Genomic DNA, 25,070 nt, shown 5'->3' with positions numbered 1-25,070 from the left:
TGCGAGACACCCGTCCCGAGACAGCGAGGGCGCCTCACCCCGCGCCGGTGCTGCCGTTGCCGCCCGAGGCGGACACCAGCCCGGCGATGTAGTCGGAGACCGCGGCGACGGTCGGTTGCCGCCACAGCAGGGTCGTCGGCAGCGAGCATCGGAACCGTTTCTCCAGCCGCCGCCGCACCACCACCGTCAGCACCGAGTCCAGCCCCTGCTCGACCAGCGGCCGGTACGGCGACAGGTCGGTGGGTGCCAGCCGCATCTCCTTGGCGATCTGCGCACCGACCTCTTCGAGCAGGAACGCCCGCAGCTCCTCCGGCCCCAGATCGGCGATCGACTCGGCGGTCCGCACGCCTTCGGCACCGTTCCCCGTGCCGTTCTCCGGGGCGGTCGGCACGTCGATCACCGGGTAGCGCAGTCCCGACAGCCAGCCGACGACGGCGCCGGTACCGTCGGTCACCCTCACCTGCACCGTGTCGCCGCGCTCGGGGTCGAGCCACACCTCGATGTCCACCGTGCTCGGCGGCTCTCCGACCGTGACCAGCCGATCGACGTGCGTCACCATGCGAAGCAGCGGGTCACCGGGGAACGCGCTCGGCGCCACCGACATCGCCGCGTCCAGGACGGGCGCCCACGTGGCGGCCGGCCCGCACCGTACCCGGGCACGCAGCGCGCCGTGGCCGCGCAGCAGTTCCTCGACCGTCCAGTCGAACCCGGTCTCCGGTACGCCGACCGCGGCGAGCCGCTGTCCGACCAGGCCCGGCTCCGCCGGTGTGAGCGCCCGCGCCGGTGGCGCGGGCGCCTCGCCCGGCGTGGCGGGCACCGTGGCGGTGGCGATCATCTGCCAGGCGGCGTCCGGTTCGCCCGCGGCGCGGGCGGCGTCCGGTTCGCCCGCGGCGCGGGCGGCGTCCGGTTCGCCCGCGGCGCGGGCGGCGTCCGGTTCGCCCGCGGCGCGGGCGGCCAGCCGCAGCTCGGTTCCCTGCCGTACGACCTGGACCTCGCGGCGGTCGGCGGTCAGCAGCGGCGCCGACATCGTCACCTCGCCGAGCAACTGGCCCCCGGCGGCGGCGAAGAAGGTCGCCGCCAGCACCGCGGCCGGCACGATCTCCACGCCCTCGATGGCGTGGCTGCCGGGATAGGGCCGGGTCTGGTCGTCCACGCCGGTCCGCCAGAGCCGTACGTCGGTGCCCGCGAGATCGACGCCGTCACCGAGCAGCGTGTGCGAGTCCGGGTCGTGGCCGCGGCCGGCGGTGTCCGGGGCCGACGGCGTACGCCAGTGCCTGCGGTGCTGCCAGGGGTACGCGGGGAGCACGACCGGACCGCCGGCCGGCTGCAGCCGATGCCAGTCCACGTCGAGGCCGGCGCAGTGCGCCGCGGCCACGCTGGCCGGCAGAGTGACGCTCGGGGGACGGTTGCGCCGCAACGACGCGCCGACGAAGACGTCCTCGTGCCCGCCCGCGCCCAGCGTCTCCAGCACCGAGTGGGTGACCACCGGGTGCGGGGAGATCTCGACGAACGCGCGGTACCCGTCGTCCGCGGCCGCCGCGACGGCGTCGGCCAGGCGCACCGGCCGGCGCAGGTTGGCCGCCCAGTACGCGCCGCCGAAGCCGTGCCGCGCCCGTGGATCGTCCAGCGCCGTCGAGTAGACGCGCAGGCCGGGGGCACCGGCCGCCAGGTCGGCCGCGGCGGCGGTCAGGTCGGCCAGCAGCGGATCCATCTGCGGCCCGTGGAAGGCCACGTCCGAGGCGACCCGGCGGGCCGGGATCCCCTCTTCCAGCCATGCGGCCAGCACCTCGGCGACGGCGTCCGGATCGCCGGAGACGACCGTGGAGCCGGGCGACGACGCAATCGCGGCGACCACATCGGCGCGGTCCCCCAGCAGCCGCGCCGCCTCGGCGAACGGCAGCTGCACCATGGCCATCGCACCGCGACCGGCGACCCGCCGCAGCAGCCGGGACCGCCGGCAGATCAACCGGGCCCCGTCGAGGCGGCTCAGCGCTCCGGCCGTCACGGCGGCGGCGATCTCGCCGACCGAATGGCCGATGACCGCGTGCGGCCGCACCCCGTACGCACGCCACAGCTCGACGAGGCCGAGCTGCATCGCGAAGATCATGGTCTGGATCCGGTCCACCTCGGTCAGCTCGTCCTCGGTGAGCGCCTTCCGCGGCGAGAAGCCGATCTCGGCGGCGAACACCGGCTCCAGCTCGTCGATCACCGCGGCGAACGCCGGCTCGGTCTCCAGCAGCTCCCGGCCCATGCCGGCCCACTGCGAGCCGTGCCCGGAGAACACGAACACCGGGCCGGGACCGGGGTCGATGAGCACCCGCCCGGTGGTCACGGCGTCGTGCGGGGTGCCGGCCGACAGCGCGCGCAGCCGCTCGGCCAGCGCGGCCGGATCCTGCGCCGCCACCACCGCCCGGTGCGGCAGGTGGGCCCGGCGCAGCGCGAGCGTGTGCCCGACGTCGGCCGCCGGCAGGCGACCGACGACACCGGCGAGGTTGCCGGCGGCCTGCCGCAGCGCCGGGCGCGACGCGGCGGACACCGGGTACAGCTGGCCCGCGCTCCCTTCGGGGGACGGCCGTGCCGGCGGCGCCTCTTCGAGGACGACGTGGGCGACGGTGCCGCCGTACCCGAAGGCGGAGACCGCGGCGCGGCGTGGATGCGCGGTGCCGGGCCACGGCGTCGGCGCGCCGACCACCCTCAGCCCGGCGCCCGCCCAGTCGACGGCCGGAGTGGGCGTGTCGAGCCGGCTCGGCGGGATCTCGCCGCGTTCGAGCGCCAGGACGGCCTTGACCAGGCCGGCGATGCCGGCGGCGCCTTCGAGGTGACCGATGTTGGACTTGGCCGAGCCGATCAGGCACGGTTCTTCCTGCGGCCTGCTCGCCCCGTACACGGCGCCCAGCGCGCCGGCTTCGAGGGGGTCGCCGACCGCGGTGCCGGTGCCGTGCGCCTCGACGTAGCCGACCGTGCCCGGCTCCACGCCCGCCTGCCGCAGCGCGCGGCGCATGACGTGCTCCTGCGCCTGGCCGCACGGCGCCATGATGCCCGCGGTGCGGCCGTCCTGGTTGACCGCGCTGCCGCGGATGGTCGCGAGGATCCGGTCACCGTCCCGTACGGCGTCGGCGAGCCGCTTGAGCACCACGACCACCGCGCCCTCGCCCCGCCCGTACCCGTCGGCGGCGGCGTCGAACGACTTGCTCCGCCCGTCCGGCGCCAGGGTGCCCGCGGCGTCCAGGGTGAGCGTCTCGCCGGGGGACAGGATGAGGTTGACCCCGCCGGCCAGCGCCACGTCGGTCTCGCCGGACCGCAGGGCCTGCACGGCCAGGTGGACGGCGACCAGCGACGCCGAGCACGCCGTGTCCACCGCCAGGCTCGGGCCGCGCAGGTCGAGCGCGTACGACACCCGGTTGGCCACCGCGCAGGCGGCGGCGCCGATCCCGGTCCACGCCTCGATGTCGGGCAGGTCCTCCAGCAGCCGGTGCCCGTAGTCGCCGGTGCAGACACCCACGTACACGCCCGCGTCGGTGCCGGCCAGCGCGTCCGGCGACACCCCGGCGTGCTCCAGCGCCTCCCACGCGGTCTCCATCACGAGCCGCTGCTGCGGGTCCATCAGCTCCGCCTCTCGCGGCGAGAGGCCGAAGAACTCCGCGTCGAAGTCGGCCACCCCGTCCAGGAAGCTGCCGTGCGCGAGGGTGCGGCGGACCGCCGCCGCGTACGACGGGCCGCGGTCGGCGTAGTCGCGCCAGCGTTCGGCGGGCGCCGGTCCGCCGGCGTCCCGTCCCTCGTACAGCAGGTTCCAGTACTCCTCCGCCGAGCCGACGCCACCCGGCAGCCGGCAGCCGATCCCGATCAGCGCGATCATCTCGACCGGTCGGTCCATCACACGTCACCTCCCCGTCTCCGCGCCCACACGGGCGACTCGAGAATCTCCACGACGGCGGCCGAAATCGTCACGCCCGGCCCGAAGCCGAACATCAGCAGGTGGTCGCCGGGTCCGAGGGCGCCGTCGCGGACCAGGCGCTCCAGCGCGAGGATCTGGTCGCTGGCCCCGCAGTGGCCGATCGTCCGGCCGAAGTCCCAGACCGAGCGGGACGCCGGGATGCCCAGCCGGTGCTCGCAGATCTGGTCGGCGATCTCCTGGGAGGTGTTCATGCACGCCACCCGGGTCACGTCGTCCGCCTTGATCCCGGCCTCCGACAGGGCACGGTCGATCACCTCGGCCATCCGCTCGTCCAGTGTCACGAGCACCCCGGTCCCGTTGCCCTCGACCACCGCGCGCCGCCGGAACACGTCGTTGTGCGCCGCGAAGTCCACCGTGCGGCCCTCGGTGACGCCGGGCGGGAACAGCGGCTCGGCGCAGCGGTGCATCTCCTCGGCCTCCGACACCGACATCGTGCAGACCGCCGCCAGCCGGGCGAACCCCGGCTCGGTGTCGAGCACGAGGGCGCTGCCCGCGTCACCGGCGACGGCCCCGGGCAGCATCCGCCACCGGTCGACGAGCGGGGTGCCGTAGTTGTCGGCGGCCACCAGCAGCGCCGCCCGGCGGCCGGGCGCCGCGCGCAGGTAGCTCGCGGCCAGCTCCAGGGCGGCGAACATGCCGTTGCAGCCCTGCTTGAGCTGGGTGGACAGAACGCCGTCGCCGACCAGATGGCGTTGCACGTACGACTGGGGCGGCCATCCTTCCGGGCCCTGATGCCAGGTCGAGACGTACAGCAGCAGGTCCAGCTCGGTGGGGGACCGCCCGCTGCGGGCCACCGCGCTCCGCGCCGCCCGTAACGCCATCTCCGGCGGCGGGACGTCGCCGGCCACCGCGACCGCGGCCAGCCGGTGCAGCTCGACCTCCTCGGCCGGGTACCAGCCCGCCGCCACGGCCTGCTCGACGCTCACCGTGGCGGGGAGGTACGACCCGACCCCGCTGATGTACATGTCCGCCGTCTCCATGCCGCCTCCCGGGCTGGTCGAACTCGATCGTCGATGCGCGCCTGCTCAGCCGGGCCCGCCGGGGGCGTACTCCCGGGGGACGTCGAGGATCCGCAGGACGGCGCAGGCCATGGTGGTGCCGGCGCCCAGCCCGACGAGCAGCATGTAGTCGCCGCGGGCCAGCGCACCGACGGCCAGCAGGTGGTCGAGGGCGACGAACTGGTCGCTGACCCCGAGGTGCCCGATGCCCGCGCCGTACTCCCAGGTGGTGTCGGCCAGGGTCAGCCCGAACCAGTTCACCCCCCGGTGCTCCAGGTCGTCCCAGCGCCCGTGCGGGAAGGCCACGCGCGCCACCTCGTCGATGGTGATCCCCGCCTCCTTGAGCGTGCGGTCGACCAGCCCCATCAGCGTCGTCTGGATCGCCAGCATGACGCCGGCGCCGTCGCGGGCGAAAAGCCGCTTGCGGAACTCGCGGTTGCGGGCGGCGAAGTCGAGCGGCCGGCCCACGGTCGCGTCCGGCGGGAACATCGGCACGCCGCCGTCGTTGACCGACTCGGCCTCCGGGAGCACGATCACGTTGACCGACCGCACCTCCGCGAAGCCCGTGTCCGTGGTGACCAGCAGCGCGCAGCCGGCGTCGCCCATCACGTTGCCCTCGATCATGCGCCACCGGTCGACCAGCGGGGTGCCGTGGTTGTCGGCACCGACCAGCAGCGCGCTGCCGCCCGGCCGCAGGTACCCGGCGGCGAGTTGCAGGGCGCTGAACAGCCCGCAGCAGCCGTGCCGCAGCTCGACGGACAGCACGCCGCCGCCGATGAGGTGCTGCTGCAGGTAGTACTGCGGCTGCCAGCCCTCCGGCCCCTGGTGCCAGACGTCGGCGTACAGCATGAGGTCCAGGTCGCTCGGTGACATTCCGCCGGAGCGCTCGAACGCGTGCCGGGCCGCGCGGAGCGCGAGCTCCGGCGCCGGTACGTCGCCGGCCACCGCCGCACCGCCGAGACGGAAGTACTCCATCTCGTCGGCCGGGTAGCGGCCCTCGGCGACGGCTGTCTCGACGCCGACCACCGGCGGCAGATGGACGCCGATACTGCGCAGGTAGATGTCGGGTGTGCGCATCGTCCTCCTTCAGCGCGGGGCGTGGTGGCACGAACGGCCGCCGGACCTCACCGAGGGCCGGCCGTCGCGGCGGGGTTCTCCGGCCCGTCGCGGAGCAGCAGCATCGGATCGCTCAGCTCGTACAGCCCGCACATGGGCGGGCAGGCCTCGTAGCCGAGCAGCCGCTGGATGTCCTCGGGGTAGCCGCGGACCGTCTCCAGCGGCAGGGACAGGTAGTGGTTCTCCTCCTGGCGGAGGTTGCCGAGGTCGTAGGCGTAGGACAGGCCGGTGCGCGGCGCGTCGGAGGCGTTGACGCCGGCGCCGTGGTAGGTGCTGCCGAGCCACAGCAACGCGGCGCCGGGCCGCATCTCGGCGGGGACCGCCTCGTCGTCGCGGGGCGCCCGCTCGTCGTCCCATCGGTGGCTCCCCGGGATCACGCGGGTGGCGCCGTTACGCGCGGTGAACCCGCTCGCGGCGACCATGACCTGCACCCGGCTCTCCGGACCCGGGTGGGAACGGAGGTGGGCCGTGTCGTCGCGGTGCAGCCCCTGGATCGGGACGCCGGGCCTGATCTGGATCGCCCGCGAGATGCCGAGCTGGATCGTCGGGACCAGCTCCACGCGCTGCTCGCCGAGCCAGGCTTTCACCGGGCGCTGCAGGAAGTGCCGCGCGCTGCCGAGGAAGTGCGGCTGCCGCATGATCGCGATCGAGTGCCGGCTCCGGCGGATCAGGCCCGGCAGGATCCGGGTCTTCTCGCCGACCAGCCGCCCGTCGCCGTCTGCCTGGAGTTCCAGATCCGGGCCCAGGTCGTCCCACAGGCCGCGGAGCGTGCCGGCGTCGGCGAAGTCCTCGATGATCACCGCTCCGTCACGCTCGACCACGTCGATCGCCTCGTCGAGCGGCACCGTCGCGGGCAGCGTGGTCAGCTTGGGATCACTCATTCGCGAGCCTCCTGTCCGGTCGGCCGAACCATCGGGTGAGGGCGCCCCGCAGCGACGCCGGGCCGGCGGGCGGGCTCCAGGCGACGAAGCCGTCCGGCCGGATCAGCAGGGCGTCCGCCGGGGCCTGCGCGCATTCGGCCGTGACCACGTCGACCCGGTCTGCCCAGGGTTCGGCGAGCGCACGCAGCTCGGGGCCGGCGCCGAGGTCGAGCAGCAGCGCCCGTCCGGTGCGTTGCAGCTCCGCGAGCCGTACGGGGCCGTCGGCGCACCGCAGCCGCAGATCCGGGCTGTAGCGCCCGACCAGCGGGCCGGTCAGCGCCGGGTCGCCCATGTCGTAGCTGATGTGCAGGTCGTCGACCAGGGAGGTGAGCTGCCGGTTCGCCTCGTCGCGGAGCAGCAGCTGCGTGAGCAGCCGGCGCAGCGCGTCGACGTACGGGCCGGGGCGCATCAACGCGATCGAGGCGCGCTGGATCTCCAGCGTCTGCTCGCCGATCGGGTGCCGCTCGGAGGTGTAGGTGTCGAGCAGGTCCTCATCGCACTGGCCGCGCGCGACCGCGGCGAGCTTCCAGCCGAGGTTGAGGGCGTCTCCCAGCCCGAGCCGCAGTCCCGGGCCGCTCCAGTGCGAGTGGACGTGCGCCGCGTCGCCGGCGAGCAGCACCCGCCCGCTGCGGTACGTCTCGGCCTGCCGCGCGTTGTCGGTGAACCGGGTGATCTTCTTGACCTCGGTGACCGTCACCTTGGTGCCGCTGAGCCGGCGCAGCGCCTCCTGGAACTCCTCCAGCGTGATGGGGGCGTCCCGGTTGGCCGGCGGGCCGTCGAACTCCAGCGTGATGAACCGGGGCGGCCCCTCCTCGTACACCAGGAGCCCGCCGTCCTTGCGGAACCAGCCGGGAAGGTGGAACTCGGGGTCGTCGATCTCGGCGAAGGCCCGGTATCCGGACGTGACGCCGTCCGTCCCCGGAAAGGCGATGCCCGACAGCTTCCTGACCACGCTCCGGCCGCCGTCGCAGCCGGCGAGCCATTCCGCCTCCATCCGGTACGGCCCGTCCGGGCCGTCGACGTCGAGACGCACCCGGTCGTCGTCCTGGACGAGACCGGTGACCGCGTGGCCGCGCCGTACCTCGATGCCCAGGTCCGCCGCGCGCCGGGCCAGGTCCTCCTCCAGGAGCTGCTGGGGCACCAGCAGGTCGGGAGACTCCGGGCGGAGCAGGAACATGGTGGCGAAATGCCGCGCGCCGGGGAACGCCTTGGGGAGCAGGCTGTCCGGCCGCCGCTCCCCCTCGGCGATGCGTGCCCGCTGCGCGGCCGTCAGCGGCGTGGCGGGAGCCTCGGTGACCCCGATCATGAGACCGCGACGGTCCATGATGTCGATGGCCCGTCCGGTGATGCCCTCGGCCTTCGGGCGCCATTCGATCGCGGGCAGCCGTTCGAGCACCACGACCGGAACGCCGTGGAGGGCCACCTCGCACGCGAGCATGAGCCCCACCGGCCCCGCGCCGACGACCACGACCTGTGCATGCGGATACGCCATTGACACCTCTGCTGGAGGAGGGAACGAGACTGCTGAAAGAGCTGCCGGGTCGCCAATCACGGGGCCGGGATACGCACGGCGGTTCGCAACCTGAGCGTTGACAGATGGGTGTCCGGGCGGTCAGCGCCGATGCTAATCGGATGATCCATAAATGACTAGTGGTGTCATTTTTCGGACTCACCATGCATAATCATCACCGCCGATGATCAACGGCGTGCCTGGGACGACTCGTGCCCGGCACGCAGGTGGGAGGTTGCCGGATGAGCGATGGGCGCAAGGCCCAGCCGTTGGAGACCGACCGGCCCAATCCCTTCGACCCGCCCGTCGAGCTGCGGAGGCGAGCCCCGCTCAGCCGGCTCGCCTATCCCGACGGGCACGTGGGCTGGGTGGCGACCGGGTACGCCGTCACCCGCGCCATCCTGGCGGACCCACGCTTCAGCACCCGGCGCGAGCTGCTGCACCAGCCGGTCGGCCGCGAGCGCGCGCACCAGCGGCCGACGCCCGCGGAGCCGGGGATCTTCCCGCACATGGACCCGCCTGAACACACCCGGTACCGCCGCCTGCTGAGCCGCCACTTCGGATCCCGTCGCGTCGCCGGGCTGACGCCCGCGATCCGGCGGTACACCGCGCGGACGCTCGACGCGATGGCGGGCGACGGGCCGCCCGCCGACCTCGTCGCGTCGTTCGCCGTTCCGATTCCGGCACTGGTCATCTGCGAGCTGCTCGGCGTCCCGGCGCGGGACCGGCACCCGATCCAGGCGGCCACGGCGGTGATGAACGACCTGGACTCCACGCCGGGACAGACCGCCGAGGCCGTGATGTCGATCACGGAGACCGTACGCGGCCTCCTCAAGCGCCTGCGCGCCGGATCCGGCCCGCCGGACGACGGGCTGCTGGCTCACGCCGTGGCGACCGGCGACCTGAGCGACGACGAACTCACCAACCTCGGGATGGTACTGCTGGCCACCGGCCATCTGCCCACGTCGAGCATGCTCGCGCTCGGGACGTTCGTGCTGCTGACCGACCCGGCCCAGCGAGCCCGCCTGACCGCGGACCCCGAGCTCGCCGAGCCGGCGGTCGAGGAGCTCCTGCGGTACCTGTCGATCCTCCAGTTCGACGTACGGCGCACCGCGCTGGCCGACGTGGAGATCGGCGGCCAGGCCATCGCGGCCGGCGAGACCGTGGTGCTGGCGCTGCCGGTCGCGAACCGGGACCCGGAGCGTTTCCCCGACCCGGACACCCTGGACCTGGGCCGCTCCGCGACCGGGCACCTGGCGTTCGGGCACGGCATCCACCAGTGTCTGGGCCAGCATCTCGCACGGGCCGAGCTCCGCATCGCGCTGACCGCGCTCTTCGAGCGCTTTCCCGACCTGCGCCTGGCCGTTCCCGCGGCCGAGGTGCCGACCCGTGACCGCATGGCGGTGTACGGGGTGGACCGCCTGCCGGTCACCTGGGGCGCCGCTCCGGTGGACCGTCCGAGCGAAAGGTGATTTCGGATCATGCGGTACAGGACGTTGGGCGACTCGGGCCTGCGGGTGTCGGTGGTCGGCCTGGGCTGCAACAACATCGGTTCGCGCATCGACGCGACGCGTACCCGAGAGGTGGTGGACGCGGCGATCGAGGAGGGCGTGACGCTCTTCGACACCGCCGAGGCGTACGGCGCGGTCCACGGCGCCTCCGAGGAGATCCTCGGCGAGGTGCTGGCCGGCCGACGGGACCAGGTGGTGCTGGCCACCAAGTTCGGCAGACCCGGCAACCGCCCCGACCACGGGCAGGGTGAGGCGCGCGGAACGCTGGGCGGCCGGTCGTACATCCGGCGAGCGGTGGAGGGGTCGCTGCGCCGCCTGCGTACCGACTACATCGACCTCTACCAGTACCACTTCCCCGACGGCGTCACCCCGATCGAGGAGACGCTGGACGCCCTGACCGAGCTGGTGCGTGAGGGCAAGGTGCGCTACCTCGGCAGCTCCAACTTCGCCGGCTGGCAGATCGCCGAGGCCGCGCACGTGGCCCGCGCGCGAGGGTGCGCGTCGTTCGTGTCGGCGCAGAACCACTGGTCGTTGCTGGACCGGGGCGCCGAGCGCGAGGTGGTGCCGGCGGCCCTGCACTACGGGGTCGGCGTGCTGCCGTACTTCCCGCTGGCCCATGGGCTGCTGACGGGGAAGGTGCGACGAGGGCAGGAGCCGCCGGCCGGGAGCCGGCTCGCGGAGCGTCCCCATCTCGTCACGCCGGAGAGGCTGGGCCGGGTGGAGGCGCTGACGTCCTGGGCCGACAAGCACGACCGCTCCCTCCTGGACGTGGCCATCGGCGCGCTGGCCGCGCTGCCCGGCTGCGGATCGGTGATCGCCGGTGCCACCGCCCCGGAGCAGGTCCGGGCCAACGCGGCCGCCGGCGGCTGGGAACCGACCGCCGAGGAACTGGCCGAGCTCACCGGGTTGGTGCCGCTGTCCTGAAGGTTTGGCAGAAGGGGTTGTGACGAGCGGCTTCCGCGGCGACGACCCGGCCGATCCTCAGCTGCCGACCGTGACCGGCTCGGCCTCGGAGCCGGCGGCGGGTGCGGCGGCGCTGCGCAGCGGGACCTGGCGGATGAAGAAGGCCAGGACGATGCCGACGGCGGTCACGGCCGCGCCCCAGGTGAACAGGGTGGTGATGCCGTCGGTGACGGCTTGCTGGAACAGGTGCCGGGCCGCTTCGGGCAGGGCACGCAGCGACTGCGGGGTCATCGAGGTGGCGGAGGAGGCCACGCTCTGCGCGGCCGGCCCGGCGGCTGCCAGGGAGTCGGCCAGCCGGCTGGTGTAGACGGCGCCGAGCAGGGAGACGCCGAGTGAGCTGCCCATGTTGCGCAGGAAGGTCGACACGCCGGTGCCCGCGCCCATGTCGCGCAGGTCGAGGCTGTTCTGGGCGATGAGGGTGCTGGTCTGCATCAGCGCGCCCATGCCGGCGCCCAGGACCACCATGTAGAGGGCCGACATCGTGGTGGTGGTGCCGAGGTCCACGGTGGCGAACAGGGCCAGACCGGCCGTGACGAGGATGGAGCCGATGATGGGCAGCGACTTGTAGTGCCCGGTCCTGCTGATCAGCGCGCCGCCGACCAGGCTGACGACCATCGCGGCGATCATCATCGGCATGAGCAGCAGGCCGCTGTTGGTGGCCGAGGAGCCCTGGACGAACTGCTGGAACTGCGGCAGGAAGCCCGTGGCGCCGAACATGGCGAACCCCGAGATGAAGGCGACGGCGCCGGCGAGAGAGAAGTTGCGGCTCTTGAAGACCCGCAGCGGCATGATCGGCTCGGCTGCCCGCCGCTGGACGATCACGAAGGCGACGAACCCGGCCACTGCCAGCGCCGCCAGGCCGAGAATCTGCGGCGAGCCCCAGTCGTACTGGGTGCCGCCCCAGCTGGTGATGAGCACCAGCGCGGTGATCCAGACCGTCAGCAGCGCGGTGCCCCACCAGTCGATCACGGCCTTGCCGGTGCCCTTGGGCAGCTTGGCCAGGGTGATCCAGCACAGGACCAGGGTGACGGCGCCGAGCGGCAGATTGACGTAGAAGGCCCAGCGCCAGCTGAGGTTGTCGGTGATGAAGCCGCCGATGAGCGGGCCGCCGATCATCGCCACCGGCATGGCGGCCATCATCACGCCCTGGTACTTGCTGCGATCCCGCGGCGGGATCATCTCACCGATGATCGACAACACGCCGACCATCAGGCCGCCCGCTCCCAACCCTTGCAGGGCGCGGAAGCCGATCAGCTGCGCCATGTCCTGCGACATCCCGCACAGGACCGAGCCGAGGAGGAAGATCGCCACCGCGGCGACGAAGATGATGCGCCGGCCGTACAGGTCGCCGAGCTTGCCCCAGATCGGCGTGGCCACGGTGGAGGCCAGGACGTAGCCGGTGGTCACCCACGCCAGATGGTTCAGGCCGCCCAACTCGCCGACGATGGTCGGCAGCGCCGGGGCGACGATCATGTTGTCCAGCATGGCCAGCAGCATGGCGATGACCAGGCCGCTCATCGTCACCAGGATCTGGCGGTGGGTGAACCCCAGTCCGCCCTGCTCCCCTGTCGCCGGCGGGCTGGCCGCGTCTCTCGCGCCGTCTCCTGCCATCATTGCGCTCCCATCGATACCGTAGGACTTACCTGCCGGTCGGCAAGCTTACTTGCTAACCGGCCGGTAAGCAATCGGGGAGACGGGTGCACCCGGCTGTTTCGAGGGGCCGCGCTCACTTCACCGACCTGCCGGGCCGAAGCCCCGTGAGTCAAAGCGGTGTCTTCGCCAAGCTCGCGATCTCCTGGCCCGACCCGCCGTTCACGGCCACCCGCCCCGCCGCGACCAGCCCGTCCAGCACCCGCGAGAACTCGAACAGCTGCAGCCCCGACATCGCCTGGAGCCTGCGCAGCTCGGACTCGCCGCTGGCGCGCAGCGCGTCCAGCAGCACCTGCTCGGCGGGCGGCGACTGCTCGAAGGCCGGCCGCAGCGACTCCACCAGCTCCCGCAGAACCTTCTCACCGATCAGCGCCTGCAACGACAGACCCAGCACGTACGACTTGACCTGCTCGGGAAGGGTGGCCTCACGCCCCGAGCGCAGGGACGCGATCCGGTCCTCGACCACCTTGACCTCAGCGGGAGTGAAGTTCTGCAGCGCCGCCACCGCGTAATGGAACAGCGCGTCCGCGCCCCGCTCGAACGGGAACCCGCCCATGATCTCGCCGACTCCCTTGGACCTGATCCTGGCCCGCCCCCGATCCACCGCCCGGTCGGCGGCCGACAAGATCACCGTGAGCACCGCGCTCGGCCCGACCCCGATCACCTGGTTGCCCGCCGTGACGTTGAACAACGAGCTGCGGAACAGCGCCCCCGATCCGAACCCCGCCGCCAGCACCTGCGTGAACGTGACGCTCGCCCCCGTGGCGCCGAAGGTCCACCCGAACTGCGTGACCGTCCACAACGCCGCCGCCGCGCCGCCCGCGTTGACGGCGACGTAGAAGGCCGCCGGCACCGACAGCAGCGCGCCGGCGGGGTTGTCGCGATACCGCGACACCAGCTCGGCCAGCGCGACGAGCGCGCCGATGAGAACGACCGCGAGGTAGGAGACCCACATGGCTCACGCCTCGCGATACAGATGGACGATCTCGTCCCCGGGCGGCCCCTTGACCGTCACCAGCCCTTCTTCGGTCAGCTCGGCCAGCACCGCCGTGAACTGCAGGAACGACAGCCCCGTCCGCTCCTGCAGCTCCGCGATGCGCAGCCGGCCGCCGCCGTCGACCAGCGCCCGGACGGTCTCGTGGGTCCGGGGCGAGCCCAGGGCACGGCGGAAGGCCGAGCCCCCGCCTTCCGCGCCCGTGGCCCTTGAGAGGTCGTGCACCGAGCTGTCGTCCCGACGTGGAGGCGGAGGGACGTTCGACGTTCCCGGAAGGCGCTCAGACATGGGAATCCTTCTCTCAGCCTGCGTTCACCTTGCGGCCGGCGGTCACATGGTGTCAATGTCGGCCGGCGCGTCGGCTCACGATCCGCGGAGATGGGTCTCGGCGGCCAGGACACGCGCGGCCTCGCGTTCCGCGGCGAGGTTCTTCTTGCCCTGCCGTGATCCGGCCAGCTTGGCCTTGATGTGGTCCCGGACGGTGACCGGTTCGTAGGCCAGCCCGGAGGCGTCGTGGTGACTGGCCAGCGTCTCGATGACAGCCTCGGGGTTGCCGTCGTGGAAGAAGGCGGCCGAGCGGCGGCGTTTGATCGCGCCGTCCACGATCGGCGGCTTGACGCGGTGCAGGGTCGACATCCACCGGTCGTTGGTGAGCCGGGCCGTGAGGTCGCCGAGGTTGACCAGCAGGGCGCCGTCGGCCGGCGCGACGTCGTGCCAGCGTTCGTCCCGGCCGAGGACCTGGAGTCCGGCGACCTGGTCGGCCCACAGGACGGTGACGATCCCGTAGTCGGTGTGCTCCCCCATCCCGATGAGGTCGCCGTCGAGGGTGATCGTCCCTTCCGGCAGGGCGTAGTTGTTCATGCGCAGCACGTCGATGGAGTGGTCGGTGAGCCGGGCGAAGAACTCGGGATCCAGGCGGAGGGCGTCGGCGAAGACCCGGGTGAGAGTGCGCGCGACCCGTTCGGCGTGCTCGAAGTAGGTCTGGACGGGCTCGGTGAAACCGTCGAGGTCGGGCCACACGTTGATCCCGTAGTCCTCCTCGGACAGGTCCAGCGAGGTGAAGGAGCGCGCCTCCACGCCGACGTTGAAGGCCTCGAAGAAGTCGTTCATGCGGCTGGCCGACTCGACGCCGAGGCTCAGGCTCAGCGACTCGCTCTTGGGCGGGCTGTAGCCGCGGTTGGCGCCCGTGACGCAGTAGGTCTTCTTCGTCGCGACGGGGAGGGCGAAGAACGCGTCCATCGCCGCGGCCAGGCCGGAGATCGCCGCGTCCGGGATCTCGTGGCCCAGGATCTGGATGAAGCCGACACTGGCGCAGGCGTCGTCGATCTCCCGCGCGACCCTGCGGCGTTCGGCCTCCGGCCCTCCCTGTACGTAGGGGGATATGTCGACCGCCGGGACGGTGAAGCGCTCAGGCTCTCGTGAGGACATGGGATTCCTTTCGGCCGGCCCCGGAAGTGGGGGGTACCCCTCGTCAGGTGAGCTCATGCCCGGGCCTCCCGTACGACGGTCGTCCCCGCGCGGAGCGCGGCCACAGGGTCGGCCGCCTCGTCCAGCTCGATGAGCACGGTGCCGGCGCCGGGGGTGCGGGACATCGCCTCGGCCCACCCTCGCCAGTCCACGATGCCCGTGCCCAGCTCGGTCATGTAGGGCTGCTGCTGGGCGAAGACGGTCTCGTCGATGGTGAGCTCGACGTCGATGGGCTTGACCGCGTCCTTCCAGTGCGCCAGCGCGATGCGCTGGGCGTGGCGGCGCGCGACCGCGACAGGGTCGCCTCCCCCGAGCGCGATGTGGCAGGAGTCGGGGCACAGCCACACGTAGCGGGGATCGGTCAACGCCATGAACAGGTCGATGTCCCTCTCGTACCAGAGGGTGCTGTTGGACTCCGTGTGGAGGACGAGCTTGACACCGTGCTGGGCGACGGCCTCGCCGACCACGTGGGCGATGTCGGCCATCCGGGTCATGTACGCGGCGTCGACGAAGAAGGGCGGGCGCGTCCCGAACGTCTCCCGCATGGGCAGTCCGGTGACGAGGAGTTCCGCGCCCACGTCGGCGAGGAAGGCGGCGTGCCGCTCGGCGGCGGCGACGATCGCGGGCAGGTTCTCGGCGTGCCGCCAGTCGGGTGACGCGCTCCCGGCCATGAAGGCGCTCACGACGGAGAGGCCACGGGACTGGAGTTCGCGGCGGAACGACGACGCGTCGCCGAAGGCCCGCAGGGCGGAGTCGATGTCGCCGGGCGCGAAGGTCAGCTCGATGCCGGTGACACCGGCCTCGGCCAGCACGTCCAGCACCCGCTCCCAGAACCGGTCAGGGTTGTCCACGGCCCAGTCGCGGAAGGCGCCGGCGGAGTCGAGCCCCCAGAACCCCGGGTGGTAGAAGGTGATGATGTCGGTCGCGAAGCGCGGTTCGATGGTGTCGCCCAGCGTCATTCGGCACCTCCGCGGGCGTTGTAGACGGTGACGCCGCCGGTGTCGACGGCCTTTCTGTAGTCGCGGAACACCGCGAGCGCCTCGTCGCGGAGCACGTCCCGGGTGACCCGGATGCCGCGTGCCTCGAACTGCTCGGCCCAGTCCGCGCCGAGCGGGCCCTCGTCGAACGTGGTGATCTCCTCCAGCTCCGGGCCCTCGCCGGCGACCACGAGGCCGCGTACCCCGGACCACATGGCCGCGCCGTAACACTGGATGCACGGCCGCCAGTTCACGACCAGCTCGTGCGCGGGCAGCCCGTCGCCGCCGAGGTCCCAGCCGCCGGCCGCCCGCTGCGCGAGCCCGAGCGCGACGACCTCGGCGTGCGCGCTGGAGACGCCGGAGGCGAGCACGACGTTCACGCCGACCGAGACGATCCGGCCGGAGTCCGGCTCGGCGACGACCGCGGCGAAGGGGCCGCCGTTGCCCTCGCGCCAGTTGCGGTCGGCGAGGCGGTGCACGAGGCGCATCCGGTCGTCGCGGTCGGGGATGCGGGCGGGCACGGCGGCCAGTTCGTCGTCGATCCACGCGGGCAGCGCGACGCGGTATTCCTTGGCGATGTCGATCACGATCGTGCTCCCTCTCGGTGCGCGGCCGGTGCCGCGTGTCGTCCGGCGACGGCGCGAGCGGCCCGTACCGCGGTGACCGCGCCGGTCAGGGTGACGTTGGCGGCCATCGCGGTGGGGATCACACCGTTGCCGGCAACGTACAGGTTGTCGAAGCCCCACACCCGGCCATCCGGGTCGCACACGCTGGTGCCGTCGTCGGCCGACCCGGACCGGACCGTGCCGGTCTGGTGCAGCGACGAGCCGGGTGGCAGCAGCGCGCGCTCGGTCGCGGGGTCGAACGGGCCGAACTCCTCGGCGATCGACCGGACTTCGTCGAGCGCGCGGCCGATCAGCCTGCGGTCGGCGTCGGAGTAGCCGAACTCGACGGTGATCCGCGGCATCCCGGCGAGGTCGGTCTGGGTTTCCGAGAACACGAGCCGGTTCTCGGGGCGGGACTCGATGGGGACGTACAGCGCCAGACCCACGGAGTACGCGAGCGGATGGCCGCCTTCGTCCATGTACGTGCGGTTCATGACCTGGCCGTGGAACGGCTGTGCCGCCCCGTTCTGGGGCAGCCAGAGCGAGTCCGTGCTGAACTCGCCGGGGCGCGGCAGGGGCAGGGCGCCGCGGCCGATGCCGAACCGGTCGAGGTCCAGGAGCACACGCGCGGTGACGAACGCGTGCTCGTTGAGACGGCGGCCCAGCGCGGCGGGCCGGATGCCCGAGGCGAACAGCAACTGCGGAGTGCGCAGCGTGTCGGCGCACACCACCACGGCGTCCGCCAGGAGCTCCCGATCGGCTCCGTCGGCGACGCGGCGCAGCCTGGCCCCGGCGACCCGCCCGCCGGAGACGAGGAGTGTCGTGGCCAGCGTGCCGGTCGTCAGGGTGAATCCCGGGTCCCCGCCCGCCGCGATCGCGGGAAAGATCGTCCCCGGGGCCGTGCGCGGCATGCGACCGGACGCCGTCGCGGTGACGGCCATGGGCATCGGCTGCGGTCGCCGGTCGCCCGGCCCGACGCCGTCGAAGCGCCGGCGCAGGACGTCGAGCACCGTCCGGCCGACCTCGGTCGGGCCGATCGCGGACGGCGCGACCGCGAGTATCCGGCGGGCGGTGTCCAGGTCCGCCGCCCAGCGGCCGGGGTCGCCGAAGTCGAACACCTCGTCCCCCGCGGGCCACGGCGTCGCGGCGGTCCAGTGCACGCCCATGCCCCCCGCGTTCCACGCCAGCGCGGTCGCCGGCATCGCCTCGGCGTCCTCGCCGAAGGCGAGCGCGTGGAACATGCCGGGCGTCAGGTCGGTGAGACCGCCCGCGACCTCGCGCACCACCTCGGCACCCGTGTACATGCCCTGGATGCCGGTGGCGACCCGTTCGTTGTACCGCGACCAGAGGACCGGGTCGTCGAGGTCGTGCAGGTGCAGGCCGGGGGCCTGCCCGATCGCGGCGCCGCCGTCGACCATCGTGATGTCCAGCGCGGGATCGGCCTCTCGCAGCAGTCGGGCCACGACAGATCCCATGATGCCGCTGCCCACGATGAGGACATCGGTACGGGGGGCGTCGGTCACAGTGAGACTCCAAGTCTTGCGGCACGCGTGCTGATGAGGAGGTAGGGCCCGATCATGTGCTCGGGGTGAGCGGGCCGAACAGTTCGGTGTCCATGCGGTCGAGGGCCAGCTTCACGGCGCCGACGAGCGGGGCGTCGCGGCCCAGGCCGGTGGCGCGCAACTCGACCGCGGGGGCGCGGGCCTCGCGCAACGCCGCCCGCACCCGGGGCAGCAGCACGTCGGCCGCGTCTTCCAGACCGCCGCCGAGCACGATGAGCGACGGCGCGATGGTCCACGACAGGGTGGTGAGGATCGACGCGATGTTCTCCACGAACTCGTCGACCTCGGCCAGCGCGGTCGCGTCACCGGCCCGGGCCGCGTCGAAGCGGCCGAGCGCGACGCTCCGTTCGGCCGGCTCCGGTGAACTCAGCAAGGCCACCGGGCGGTTCTCGATCGAGCCGGTCGGTATCGACCGCGCTTCGACGATCTCGCCCGCGGCGCCGTCCAGACCGCGGTGCACGGCTCCGCGGATGAGGATGCCGAGGCCCGCTCGGTTCCCCAGGATCGCCCATACGACGTTGTCGTGGTCTGCGGCCACGCCCCGCCAGCGCTCGGCGAGCGCGCCGAGGTTGGTGTCGTTGTCCGCGAACCAGGGCACAAGGATTCGTTGCTTGAGCTGTCCTGGCAGGTCCACACCCTCCCAGCGCGTCGTGTGCACCAGGCGCCGGACGACCCCGTCGTCGTCGATCGCGCCGCCGCTGGCGACCCCGCCGGCGCGCAGCCGCTCCGTCGACCCGCCCGCGGCGTCGAGCGCCTCCAGCACCAGCGCGGCCGCGTCGTCGAGCGTGACCTGCGGATCCTGGTAGGCGCGCAGCAGCCGGTGCGCCCGGCCGACGATGCGGCCGCGCACATCGGCGATGACCGCGGACACGTCGGAGGTGGTGATGCAGACGGCCGCCAGCAGCGCGTGCTCGGCCCGCAGCTCGTAGCGGCGGGCAGGGCGCCCGGCGTAGCCGCTGGTCGGTACGCGGTCCAGCTCGCTCACCCAGCCAGCCTCGACGAGCGAGTCCAGGATGAGCTCGATGGTGCGGCGGGACAGTCCGGTCTGCTCGGCGAGCTCGGCCAGCGTCACCGGCCCGGCCGACACGGCGAGGGTCCGGAGGGTGACCGAGGTGTTGACGCGCCGGACGGCGCTCTGGTTCATCCCGGGCATCATCGCTCCCCCACCGCCCGCACCACGGGGTCGAACACGCCCGTGGTGTCGGCCGCGAGCGCCGCTCCTGGCCGGCCGTATTCGCGCGCCGGATCGCCGAGGGCGCCGGTCGCCCGCGCCCAGGCCGGCTCCTGGCCGCGTACGAACCCGACCAGATCGGCATGCATCAGCGTGGCCAGGTCGGCGGGCGGGTTCGGCCCGAGCGCGGGAGCGATGCCGGGTGCGTCGAGCACGTCGAAGAAGAACGGGATGTCGACGCAGTGCGCGGCACCGCCGAGCACAGGAGACGGCCATTCGAAGGAGTACAGCCAGGTCCCGGCGACGGCTCGCCGGCGGGCGGCCGCCGTGCGGGCGCAGGCGGAGCGGAACAGGGCGTCCGTCAGGCGCGTGCCCGCCGCGCGGGCGGCGGCTCTGGCCTCCTGCCCGAGGCCGCCGTCGAACTCGTCGCCCGTCGCGCCGAGCAGCACGGGAACGTCGTGCCCATGGACGGTGAGCCCGTCGGCGATGGGCACCGGCAGGAGGTCGTCGCCGGCGCACGGCGCGAGCACGAGCCCGTCGCCGCCACCCCGCTCGTCCCGCAGGTCGATGACACCCTGCTGGATCTGCTCCACGGTGCGGCCGGCGAATCCGGTGCGCGTCGGCGGCACGCCGAGCCGGTGCCCGAGCCGTTCGAGAAGGCCGCGGGCGGAGTCCGGGCCGACGTCGAAGACGCCGCCGGACAGACTGACCGCGCGGTGGAAGCGGCCGCTGCCCGCGGGCGAGGAGAGCAGCGCGAGCACCGCCGCGCCCCCGGCCGACTGGCCGGCGACGGTGACCCGGCCCGGATCGCCGCCGAACGCGGCGATGTTCTCCTGGACCCAGTCCAGGGCGAGCAGCAGGTCGCGCAGCCCGAGGTTCGGGAGCACGCCGTCCATCGGGGCGAACCCGTCGACGCCCAGCCGGTAGCCGACGGTGACGCAGACGACGCCGTCGCGGGCGAAGGCGCGGCCGTCGTACCACGGGCTGGCCGGGCTGCCGGCCAGGAAACCGCCGCCGTGGATCCACACCAGGACGGGGAGCGGCCCGCGGTCGTCGTCCGCGGCCGGGGCGACGACGCCGAGGTTCAGCACGTCGTCGCCCGGTATCGACGGCTCCGGGATGGTCGTCGTGGCGAACAGCGGCACGCGCTGAGAGGTGGCGCCGTGCCGGGACGCGTCGAACGGCTCCGGGAGCCGGCCACGTCGGACCGGCGGGGCGAACCGCCGGTCGCCGGTGGGTGCTTCGGCGTAGGGGATGCCGAGGAAGCGCCGTACCAGGCCGGCGCGACGGCCGATGATCGTGCCCGCGGGAGCGTGAACGGTGACCGGCTCGCCGGGCGCGTCGAAGAAGTCCATCCGATCATCCAACACGGGTCACCGCATCCCCGTTCCGGCGATGCCCTGAACGAAGTAGCGCTGCAGGAACAGGAAGAGCACCAGCACGGGCAGCATCACGACAATGGCACCCGCGAGGAGCAGCCCGTAGTCGGTGACGTGCGACGCGGCCTGGCTGGTGGCGGCCAGACCGACCGGGAGCGTGTAGCTGGACATGCTCTGAGCGACGATGAGCGGCCAGATGAAGTTGTTCCACGAGGCGAGGAACGACATGATCGTGATCGTCGCGACGGCGGGGCCGGCCAACGGCAGGAAGACCCGGAAGAAAATCCGGAACTCGCCGGCGCCGTCGATGCGGGCCGCTTCGAGCAGGTCGCCGGGGATCGACATCGCGTACTGCCGCATGATGAAGACCGACATCGGCATCGCCACGCCGGGCAGCGCGATCCCGGCGAGGGTGTCCGCCAGGCCCAGGTCGACCGTGATCACGAACTGCGTGACGAACACCGCGCTGAACGGCACCATCATGGCGGCCATGACGGCGCCGAACGCGAGCCGCTTGCCCGCGAAGTCGAGCTTGGCCAGCGCGTAGCCCGCGGCCGACGCCGCCACGACGTTGCCCGCCACCACGATGATCGCGACCACGATGCTGTTGGCCATGTACCCGCCGAAGCCCTGGGTGGCGAACAGCCGGGTGAAATTGCCCAGGGTCACGTCGTGCGGAAGCCAGGCGCCGGGGTCGGCGCGGATCTCGTCGAGGCTGCGCAGCGAGCCGCTGATCACCCAGACGAACGGAAGCATGGTGAGCAGCGCGCACAGCACCAGCGCGCCGTACAGCAGCGGCCGGGCGACGGACAGGCGGCGCACGGCGACCCGGTCACTGATCATTTCGGTGTCTCCCACCGCGTCTCCCACCGTGCCTCCCGCCGTGTCTCCCACCGGGTCTCCCACCGTGGCGATGGTGCTCATGCGCGGGGCCTCAGCAAGCGGAACTGGACGATGCTCACCAGCATCACGAACACGAGCATCACGAAGGACGCGGCCGAGGACGTCCCGATCGCCCCGGACCCGAACTGGTGGTAGGTGTACAGCGCCACCGATTCCGTGGAGCCCAGCGGGCCGCCGTTCGTCAGCAGGTACGGCTCGTCGAACACCTGGAGATAGAAGACGGTCAGCAGCACCGACACCATGAGCGTGGTGGGCAGCAGCAGCGGCAGGGTGATGTGCCTCAGCTGCCGCCACCGGCCGGCCCCGTCGAGGGCGGCGGCCTCGTACACGTCCCGCGGCACCGCCTGCAGGCCCGCGAGGAACAGCACCATCGCGGTGCCGAAGTTGCGCCAGACGCCGAGCAGGATGACCACGGGCATGGCCAGGTTCGGGTCGTCCAGCCAGTTCGGTCCGGCGAAGCCGACGGCGCCGAGCACCTCGTTGACGGTGCCCTCGGCGTTGAAGGCGTACTGCCAGATCAGCGCGACCGCCACGATGTTCGTGACGACCGGGGCGAAGAAGACGACGCGGAACATGCCGCGCAGCCGCCGGATGACCGTGTTGAGCGCGAAGGCCAGCGCGAATCCGATCCCCATGGTCAGCGGCACACCGACCACCACGAAGAGCGCGGTGTTGAGGATGTCCCGCAGGAAGCTCTCGTCCTGGAACAGGCGGAGATAGTTCTCCAGGCCGGTGAAGTCGACGGCGAACGGATTGCGCAGATCCGTACCCCGCAGGTCGGTGAGGCTGAACCCGAGCGCGGCGACGGTGGGGACGGCCGTGTAGAGCAGGAACACGATGGTGAACGGCGCGAGGAACAGCCAGGCGACACCCGTTCGGCGGGAGCCTCGGGCCCTCGGGGCGGCGGTGGTGGTCATGCGGAGATCACCCCGTGCCCGTGCCGAGGCTCTCGGCGTACGCCTGGACGCTCGCGGCGGCCTTCTCGGCGGTGCCCTTGCCCTTGGCCACCGCCTCCATCTCCTTCCCCAGCCGGGTCGCCACCTGCTGCCAGGTGCTCACCTGCGGGAACGCCCGGGTGTTGTTCAGCTGGGTCAGGAAGGCGTCAAGGAGCGGCTGGCCCTTGATGGCCGGGTCCTCCCAGGCGGAGATGGCGGCCGGCAGCGAGCTGTACGCCTTGTACTGCGCGACCTGGGTGCTCGGCTGCGAGATGTACCGGATGAGCTTCCACGACGCGGTCGCGTTGCCGCTGGTGGCGAGCACGCCCCAGCTGCCGCCCGCGGAGAAGGAGGCGCTGCCCGACGACCCGGCCGGCAGCGGCGCGGTCGCGACGTGGGACGCCGTCCAGCCGGTCTTCTTCGCGGCGGTGTCGAGCTGCCCGATGACCCACGGGCCCGTGATCATGCAGGCGGTCTTGCCATCGACGAAGTACGGCTGCGAGTCGAGGAACGTGGGCCCGCTCGCGTCGGCGACGCCCGAGGTGAAGAACGACGCGTTGTACTTGAGCGCGTCGACCATCGCCGGGGTATCGAGCGTCCACTTGCCGTCGGACGAGAGCAGCGAGCCGCCCGACTGCCAGGCGTACATGGCGACGTCCTGGCCGTTGAAGATGTCCCACCCGATGTCGGCCCCGAGGCCGCGCCCGGCGCCGGCGCCCTGGAGCGCCTTGAGGAACGGCACCATGCCGTCCCACGTGGCCGGCGCCTTGACACCCGCCTTCTCCGCCAGGTCGGAGCGGTAGACGAGAGCGTAGGTGTAGGCGTACCAGGGCACCGTGTAGGCGACGCCCTTGGCCACGCCCGCGTCCCAGAGGCTCTTGAAGAACGCGCCCTGGTCGACGAGGCCGGCCGGAACGGGCTGGAGGATCGACGGATCGAGGAACTGCGCCTGCGACTCGGGGAAGAACTGGGCGACGTCGGGACCCTTGCCTGCCGCGATCGCCGACTGGAGCTTGGTGTAGTACTCGGCGTTCGGGATCAGCGTGAATTTCACGGTGACGTCCGGGTTCGCGGCTTTGAAGGGCTCGATGACCTTGTCGAGCACGTCGGCATCGCCCTGGGCGGCCCAGACGTTGATGGTTCCGGTGGCCGGGGACTCGTCGATGGGCTTGACGGTGCCGGTCGCGGCGGCGTTGTCACCGCGACCGCAGCCTGCCAGGGAAAGGGTGCAGCTGAGAGCTATGCCGGCGGTCAGCCGTAGGGCACCGCGTCGGGAGAGATTGGACACTCGGGGACTCCTGTCACGCGAAGGCGCTGAGCACAGTGGGGGATTTCCGGCGAAAGTAGCTTTTTTGATCAGAGGGGCCCGGACGGCGTCTGTGCAGCTGTTTAGGACGGTAGGTATGGCTTGTTTCGGCTGTGCAGCAACCTCGTCACGGAACAATTTCGGAACTTGTAGCAAAATAGGCGTTGTCAGCGTGAGCGCAGGACCTTGAGCGTTCCCGGGCCGTCAGGGCCGGCCGACCCCGGCGAGGCTCCGATGGGCGGCATGGATCCGGAACGTGTCCAGGATGCGCATGCCGCCGTTGGCGCGCCGCCAGCGGTATCCGCTCGGACGGACGATGAGGCCATGGTGGTACTTGTTCTCCATGTAGGTCAGGACGTCGAGGTGGCCGGCCCGGTCCCACACCAGCGCCTCGGGGTACTCTCCGGCCGGGACCTCGATGGCGGATCCGGCGGAGGCGCCGGTGGCCAGATTCCAGAACCGGATGTAGCCGGGCCTGCCGGGGTCGAAGTAGGCGACGACAGACCCACCCATGCGCAACGCGCCGACCTGCGTGCCGCGATGCACCACGGCCCAGGTCTCCGTGGAGAAGACCTCGGTGATGCCGGGATCGGTCCTGCGGTGGACGAGCACATGCTTGTTGTCGGGACTGAACGACAATTTGTCGTACTGTCCGGCGGGCAGCGTGTGGGCCTGCCCGGTAACGCTGTCCACGATCTGATACGGCTGGCCGCACCCGACCAGGAAGCGCCCTCCGGGGGAAAGCTTGCAGAACCCGCCCCCGCTCGCGAATCTTCCAGGCACCGCGCGGATCTTGCCCGTGGTGAGGTCACGGACGATCCAGGCGCCGTCGGGCTTGCGATAGTAGGCCACCTGGCTGCCATGCGGCGTGAGGACGGGCATGGAGGGGGACGTGGTGGAGAACATCGCATCCGTCAGGCGGATCAGCCGGCCGTCTCGCAGCCCCAGCCGCCAGGGGCCGACTGCGGGCTCATCGGGGTGCGACCCCGCCGGGGAGCCGTCCACGACGTAGCGGGCGAAGACCTTCGTGGCGGCCGCGGCCGGCGCCGGTCCCGCCTGGGCGATCATCAGTACCGCGACCGTGGCGGCGGCGACCCATCGAAAACCCGGCGTCATCGCGGCCCCCTTGATCGTGATCGACCCGTGGT

20 protein-coding genes are annotated in these 25,070 nt (G+C 72.4%); 2 read left to right on the top strand and 18 right to left on the bottom strand.

Going from position 1 to position 25,070, the window contains the following annotated elements:
• Window positions 1-34: 34 nt before the first annotated feature.
• The 5 genes from ACIBQ1_RS27520 to ACIBQ1_RS27500 are packed head-to-tail and all read right to left on the bottom strand — an operon-like array spanning window position 35 to window position 8,481.
• Window positions 35-3,874 carry a type I polyketide synthase gene (locus tag ACIBQ1_RS27520; RefSeq protein WP_397281901.1) on the bottom strand — a complete coding sequence of 1,280 codons (3,840 nt, stop codon included), beginning with the start codon at window positions 3,872-3,874 and terminating at the stop codon, window positions 35-37.
• The gene (locus tag ACIBQ1_RS27515) at window positions 3,874-4,935 is read right to left on the bottom strand and encodes a ketoacyl-ACP synthase III family protein (protein WP_397281899.1); all 1,062 of its coding nucleotides are present in this window, start codon (window positions 4,933-4,935) and stop codon (window positions 3,874-3,876) included. The genes ACIBQ1_RS27520 and ACIBQ1_RS27515 overlap by 1 nt, the downstream gene beginning before the upstream one ends.
• A 45-nt stretch (window positions 4,936-4,980) precedes the next feature.
• Complete coding sequence (locus tag ACIBQ1_RS27510) at window positions 4,981-6,030, bottom strand: ketoacyl-ACP synthase III family protein (protein WP_397281897.1); 1,050 nt, start codon at window positions 6,028-6,030, stop codon at window positions 4,981-4,983.
• A 47-nt stretch (window positions 6,031-6,077) separates the two neighbouring features.
• Entirely contained in the window at window positions 6,078-6,950 is an 873-nt protein-coding gene (locus ACIBQ1_RS27505) for a phytanoyl-CoA dioxygenase family protein (protein WP_397281895.1), read from the bottom strand.
• Entirely contained in the window at window positions 6,943-8,481 is a 1,539-nt protein-coding gene (locus ACIBQ1_RS27500) for an FAD-dependent monooxygenase (RefSeq protein WP_397281894.1), read from the bottom strand. The genes ACIBQ1_RS27505 and ACIBQ1_RS27500 overlap by 8 nt, the downstream gene beginning before the upstream one ends.
• Before the next feature lie 260 nt (window positions 8,482-8,741).
• Between ACIBQ1_RS27500 and ACIBQ1_RS27495 the strand changes: the two genes are divergently transcribed.
• Window positions 8,742-9,971 (top strand): cytochrome P450, encoded by a 1,230-nt coding sequence (locus ACIBQ1_RS27495; RefSeq protein WP_397281892.1) that lies wholly within the window; start codon window positions 8,742-8,744, stop codon window positions 9,969-9,971.
• Window positions 9,972-9,980: 9 nt separating this feature from the next.
• Window positions 9,981-10,934 carry an aldo/keto reductase gene (locus ACIBQ1_RS27490; RefSeq protein ID WP_397281890.1) on the top strand — a complete coding sequence of 318 codons (954 nt, stop codon included), beginning with the start codon at window positions 9,981-9,983 and terminating at the stop codon, window positions 10,932-10,934.
• Window positions 10,935-10,991: 57 nt separating this feature from the next.
• On the opposite strand, the gene ACIBQ1_RS27485 is transcribed toward ACIBQ1_RS27490, so the two are convergent.
• The 13 genes from ACIBQ1_RS27485 to ACIBQ1_RS27425 form a co-directional block, all read right to left on the bottom strand.
• Window positions 10,992-12,587, bottom strand: coding sequence for an MDR family MFS transporter (locus tag ACIBQ1_RS27485; protein ID WP_397281888.1), 1,596 nt, complete (start codon window positions 12,585-12,587; stop codon window positions 10,992-10,994).
• A gap of 148 nt (window positions 12,588-12,735) precedes the next feature.
• A complete protein-coding gene (locus ACIBQ1_RS27480) occupies window positions 12,736-13,578 on the bottom strand; it encodes a hypothetical protein (RefSeq protein WP_397281886.1) in 843 nt (280 codons plus the stop codon).
• Between the two features lie 3 nt (window positions 13,579-13,581).
• Window positions 13,582-13,905: a hypothetical protein gene (locus ACIBQ1_RS27475; RefSeq protein ID WP_397281884.1), complete on the bottom strand. Its 324-nt coding sequence runs from the start codon at window positions 13,903-13,905 to the stop codon at window positions 13,582-13,584.
• Between the two features lie 75 nt (window positions 13,906-13,980).
• Window positions 13,981-15,045 (bottom strand): isopenicillin N synthase family dioxygenase, encoded by a 1,065-nt coding sequence (locus ACIBQ1_RS27470; protein ID WP_397281882.1) that lies wholly within the window; start codon window positions 15,043-15,045, stop codon window positions 13,981-13,983.
• Between the two features lie 53 nt (window positions 15,046-15,098).
• Window positions 15,099-16,043 (bottom strand): sugar phosphate isomerase/epimerase family protein, encoded by a 945-nt coding sequence (locus ACIBQ1_RS27465; protein WP_397281881.1) that lies wholly within the window; start codon window positions 16,041-16,043, stop codon window positions 15,099-15,101.
• On the bottom strand, window positions 16,040-16,648 hold the full coding sequence (locus ACIBQ1_RS27460) for a hypothetical protein (RefSeq protein ID WP_397281879.1): 609 nt from the start codon (window positions 16,646-16,648) through the stop codon (window positions 16,040-16,042). The genes ACIBQ1_RS27465 and ACIBQ1_RS27460 overlap by 4 nt, the downstream gene beginning before the upstream one ends.
• Window positions 16,645-18,189 carry a GMC oxidoreductase gene (locus tag ACIBQ1_RS27455; RefSeq protein ID WP_397281877.1) on the bottom strand — a complete coding sequence of 515 codons (1,545 nt, stop codon included), beginning with the start codon at window positions 18,187-18,189 and terminating at the stop codon, window positions 16,645-16,647. The genes ACIBQ1_RS27460 and ACIBQ1_RS27455 overlap by 4 nt, the downstream gene beginning before the upstream one ends.
• 52 nt (window positions 18,190-18,241) lie before the next feature.
• The gene (locus ACIBQ1_RS27450; RefSeq protein WP_397281876.1) at window positions 18,242-19,372 is read right to left on the bottom strand and encodes an ROK family protein; all 1,131 of its coding nucleotides are present in this window, start codon (window positions 19,370-19,372) and stop codon (window positions 18,242-18,244) included.
• 8 nt (window positions 19,373-19,380) lie between these two features.
• Complete coding sequence (locus tag ACIBQ1_RS27445; protein WP_397281875.1) at window positions 19,381-20,754, bottom strand: carboxylesterase family protein; 1,374 nt, start codon at window positions 20,752-20,754, stop codon at window positions 19,381-19,383.
• An 18-nt stretch (window positions 20,755-20,772) separates the two neighbouring features.
• Window positions 20,773-21,702 (bottom strand): carbohydrate ABC transporter permease, encoded by a 930-nt coding sequence (locus ACIBQ1_RS27440; RefSeq protein ID WP_397281874.1) that lies wholly within the window; start codon window positions 21,700-21,702, stop codon window positions 20,773-20,775.
• Entirely contained in the window at window positions 21,699-22,598 is a 900-nt protein-coding gene (locus ACIBQ1_RS27435; RefSeq protein WP_397281873.1) for a carbohydrate ABC transporter permease, read from the bottom strand. Before ACIBQ1_RS27435 ends, ACIBQ1_RS27440 begins: the two co-directional genes overlap by 4 nt.
• A 7-nt stretch (window positions 22,599-22,605) precedes the next feature.
• A complete protein-coding gene (locus ACIBQ1_RS27430; protein WP_397281871.1) occupies window positions 22,606-23,904 on the bottom strand; it encodes an extracellular solute-binding protein in 1,299 nt (432 codons plus the stop codon).
• A gap of 222 nt (window positions 23,905-24,126) precedes the next feature.
• Window positions 24,127-25,038 carry a hypothetical protein gene (locus tag ACIBQ1_RS27425; protein WP_397281869.1) on the bottom strand — a complete coding sequence of 304 codons (912 nt, stop codon included), beginning with the start codon at window positions 25,036-25,038 and terminating at the stop codon, window positions 24,127-24,129.
• Window positions 25,039-25,070: the final 32 nt, after the last annotated feature.

This window comes from Nonomuraea sp. NPDC050153, assembly GCF_044460125.1.
Lineage (GTDB): Bacteria > Actinomycetota > Actinomycetes > Streptosporangiales > Streptosporangiaceae > Nonomuraea.
This window is presented reverse-complemented; position numbering and strand designations above follow the sequence as displayed.

What these genes read in the sequence shown, in the direction of transcription:
- ACIBQ1_RS27520 (WP_397281901.1), bottom strand. Translation starts at nt 3,874, where the DNA reads ATGGACCGACCGGTCGAGATGATCGCGCTGATCGGGATCGGCTGCCGG.
- ACIBQ1_RS27515 (WP_397281899.1), bottom strand. Translation starts at nt 4,935, where the DNA reads ATGGAGACGGCGGACATGTACATCAGCGGGGTCGGGTCGTACCTCCCC.
- ACIBQ1_RS27510 (WP_397281897.1), bottom strand. Translation starts at nt 6,030, where the DNA reads ATGCGCACACCCGACATCTACCTGCGCAGTATCGGCGTCCATCTGCCG.
- ACIBQ1_RS27505 (WP_397281895.1), bottom strand. Translation starts at nt 6,950, where the DNA reads ATGAGTGATCCCAAGCTGACCACGCTGCCCGCGACGGTGCCGCTCGAC.
- ACIBQ1_RS27500 (WP_397281894.1), bottom strand. Translation starts at nt 8,481, where the DNA reads ATGGCGTATCCGCATGCACAGGTCGTGGTCGTCGGCGCGGGGCCGGTG.
- ACIBQ1_RS27495 (WP_397281892.1), top strand. Translation starts at nt 8,742, where the DNA reads ATGAGCGATGGGCGCAAGGCCCAGCCGTTGGAGACCGACCGGCCCAAT.
- ACIBQ1_RS27490 (WP_397281890.1), top strand. Translation starts at nt 9,981, where the DNA reads ATGCGGTACAGGACGTTGGGCGACTCGGGCCTGCGGGTGTCGGTGGTC.
- ACIBQ1_RS27485 (WP_397281888.1), bottom strand. Translation starts at nt 12,587, where the DNA reads ATGATGGCAGGAGACGGCGCGAGAGACGCGGCCAGCCCGCCGGCGACA.
- ACIBQ1_RS27480 (WP_397281886.1), bottom strand. Translation starts at nt 13,578, where the DNA reads ATGTGGGTCTCCTACCTCGCGGTCGTTCTCATCGGCGCGCTCGTCGCG.
- ACIBQ1_RS27475 (WP_397281884.1), bottom strand. Translation starts at nt 13,905, where the DNA reads ATGTCTGAGCGCCTTCCGGGAACGTCGAACGTCCCTCCGCCTCCACGT.
- ACIBQ1_RS27470 (WP_397281882.1), bottom strand. Translation starts at nt 15,045, where the DNA reads ATGTCCTCACGAGAGCCTGAGCGCTTCACCGTCCCGGCGGTCGACATA.
- ACIBQ1_RS27465 (WP_397281881.1), bottom strand. Translation starts at nt 16,043, where the DNA reads ATGACGCTGGGCGACACCATCGAACCGCGCTTCGCGACCGACATCATC.
- ACIBQ1_RS27450 (WP_397281876.1), bottom strand. Translation starts at nt 19,372, where the DNA reads ATGAACCAGAGCGCCGTCCGGCGCGTCAACACCTCGGTCACCCTCCGG.
- ACIBQ1_RS27445 (WP_397281875.1), bottom strand. Translation starts at nt 20,754, where the DNA reads ATGGACTTCTTCGACGCGCCCGGCGAGCCGGTCACCGTTCACGCTCCC.
- ACIBQ1_RS27440 (WP_397281874.1), bottom strand. Translation starts at nt 21,702, where the DNA reads ATGAGCACCATCGCCACGGTGGGAGACCCGGTGGGAGACACGGCGGGA.
- ACIBQ1_RS27435 (WP_397281873.1), bottom strand. Translation starts at nt 22,598, where the DNA reads ATGACCACCACCGCCGCCCCGAGGGCCCGAGGCTCCCGCCGAACGGGT.
- ACIBQ1_RS27425 (WP_397281869.1), bottom strand. Translation starts at nt 25,038, where the DNA reads ATGACGCCGGGTTTTCGATGGGTCGCCGCCGCCACGGTCGCGGTACTG.